Source organism: Candidatus Magnetobacterium casense (genome assembly GCF_019173545.1).
Classification (GTDB): Bacteria; Nitrospirota; Thermodesulfovibrionia; order Thermodesulfovibrionales; family Magnetobacteriaceae; genus Magnetobacterium; species Magnetobacterium cryptolimnobacter.
The window spans coordinates 1-2,544 of record NZ_JABXWD010000448.1; the positions used below are offsets into that span (position 1 = coordinate 1).

The 2,544-nt window shown below is 52.9% G+C and carries 1 protein-coding gene; it reads right to left on the minus strand.

Annotated elements, in window-relative coordinates:
• Positions 1 to 103 precede the first annotated feature (103 nt).
• On the minus strand, positions 104 to 2,544 hold a 2,441-nt coding region (locus HWQ67_RS16160; RefSeq protein WP_218253715.1), incomplete at its 5' end, for a hypothetical protein.

A 2,544-nucleotide genomic window follows, 5' to 3' on the forward strand; every position in this document is an offset into this window, starting at 1 on the left:
AACCACAACAAGCTAGAAGATGCGGAACTCCGGGCAGTTAGACAGTTAGATGTTGACCGGGCGATTATCTATCTCCTGGAACGTTTCAAGGAAGAGATTCTCGCTAGCCTCCAAACCCCTCAAAAGACTGAAACCCCAGGTGAGTCGGACGACTTACCTCGTTCAAGTTCATCCCCCCAGACCTGAACGGAGTAAGCTGATCTCGATACTCTCTAGTTCTTTGGGGTCGTCTATACTTTCTAGACGGCCCCCTCTGTTTGGCGGTCCTCATTTGCCCACTAATTCCCGCTTCACCTAGCCCCAAAATCTCAGGATCCACCCCTAAGAGGGCAGTCCTCAAAGCCTCCGCGTACATCGGCCTCACCGCCGGGGGCATAGTATCAAGCATTTGTTCCAACCTAGTCACTTCTAACCGCTGGTGAGACCGGTCGAAATCTTCTTGACTAATCAACTTCCGGATACTCTTCAACTCTGGAAACAACTCACCAAACTGCCGGTCGATAGCCTCCGCCTCTTTCACGTTGGAGTTCATCACCGCCCGGATATACCCCCTCTTCATATCCCGGATTCTCTCTCGATTGCTGGTCAACATCTTCATCAAGGCTTGTTCTGTTTGCTGGGCCGGACCCCCCTCCGGGATCCCCAAGCCTTGCATCACGATTTGCCCGATCGTCATATACCCAGTTAATCCCCCCTTCGCCGTATACACCGGGTATCGTCCGTCGGGAGTCACCGCCCGATAGTCTACATATTTCCTCTCCAACAACTTCGCCACTTCCGGCCCCCCCGGAATCGGCAAGTACCCTACCAGTTTAGAAAACCCAACGCCCCCCGGCATCGTCAAGGGGAGTATCCGTCGGGTCTCCTCGAATCGGAAATCCCCAGACGCCAGATCTTTTAAGGGAGCCCCCATAATGGCAAAGAACGGAGGAACCACCGGCAACGGAGCAAAAGCTCCCTCTCCTCTAAACCCCGGCATGGCCCCCATTAGCAGGCTTTGCTCTAGGTTTGTACCCACAACCTGACTCGCCACATTCGCAATCAAGTCACTCCAAACATACATCCGGGCCAACGTCCCAGGATTCGCCCCCGCCAAAGGACCCCACTTTGCCCCTAACGCCTTCGTTCCACTTCCAGCCCTCAATGCCGTCCCAGTCATAAACCCGAAGTATCTAGCCGGAAACTGCAACAACTGTCTACTTAAAGGACCCATCTTCGCCAGAAAGTGGGGCATTCCACTCAGCCCCGGCACGAACTGTGTCTCCTGTACCACCTGTCTCGCCAGAGGAATCGCCTGCTGTATAGTTAATCCCTCTTTCAAGCCCTTCTGCATCGCCGCCTCGAAAGAAGTTAACCTTACCGCCGACTCCGAAAACCCAAACATCGACATCAAAGCACTTTTAACTTTGTCTGTGGTTCTCCCGGCTCCCTGCAATCCCGGCATAGCCGACCCAACCGCTCGTTCCCAATTACCCGACAACATTCCCCCGATCGCCTCTTCCGCGATCGGCGACAGTGGTAACCCACTTTCAAAGTAGTGCGGAAAAGCCATCTTAAATGCTTTGTTGTGGTCAAACCCCTGAGACCTGGCTTCAAAATAACTTCCAGCCTTCTTCAAAGAAGACTCTATCCCTCTAGCGGTAGCGCGCCACCCCAAAAGAGGACCCGTCGTCAATGCGATTTGAAACAAGTTTCGGGCCGCTGCCGCTGGGTTTCCTCCCAACGTAGACAAGTACAGATACCCTTGTATTCCCCTCGAAAGAGGATTTACGGCGCTTGTTTCTATACTCCCCATTAACCACTTCCTCAGGGTTTTTCTAGCTCCCTCCGGTATAAGTTTCGCTGTCGGAGTCTCCAACCAGTCTGCCACCTCCACCACTTTGTTAGACCACCGCAACTGCCTAGCCGCCTGTTCCGGAGTCCACCTTCCCAATGCCGTTGGTATAATAGTAGACCGAAGCATTTCTGCACGTACCTTATCTCCCCCCGGAGCCATAAATTTCGTGTAGGCGTTCAACAATTTAGCTCCATTACCTCTCAAGGTCCATGCTTCCGTCGCGGCAATTCCTTTCACATACGAGGATAACGTCTGATCCCCCCGCATCGAATACTCCAAGATTGGTCTGTACTTCCCCCCACTCTCAAAAGCTCGCAGATGGGACTCTTGGAGTTTTTGGGCCACCTTCTCGTAAGCCCCCAGTTTCAGATATTCCTTGATTTTCTCTAGGTGTTCTAACCGCGGCAACATAGCCCCTTCCCGCCTCATAACCGATGGAGAAGCCACGGCCACCATCTGTTCCAATAGCCCCCCAAAATATGGATCCGCAATGTCTATCTTCTGTCCACCCCGCGACAACACCATTTCCAAGATTTGTCTGGTATTTCTAGTCCCCACCACTGGGTAGTGAGGCATGAAATCCTCTACCCTAGTTAAGAACTCCCGAAGATCAGACCCATCCGGAGACGGCATTTTCAAATCCTTGAACCTCATCTTCGCCATTTCCGCAACCATCGGGTCCGTCGTCCCCGGCACGTTCCGCAGTT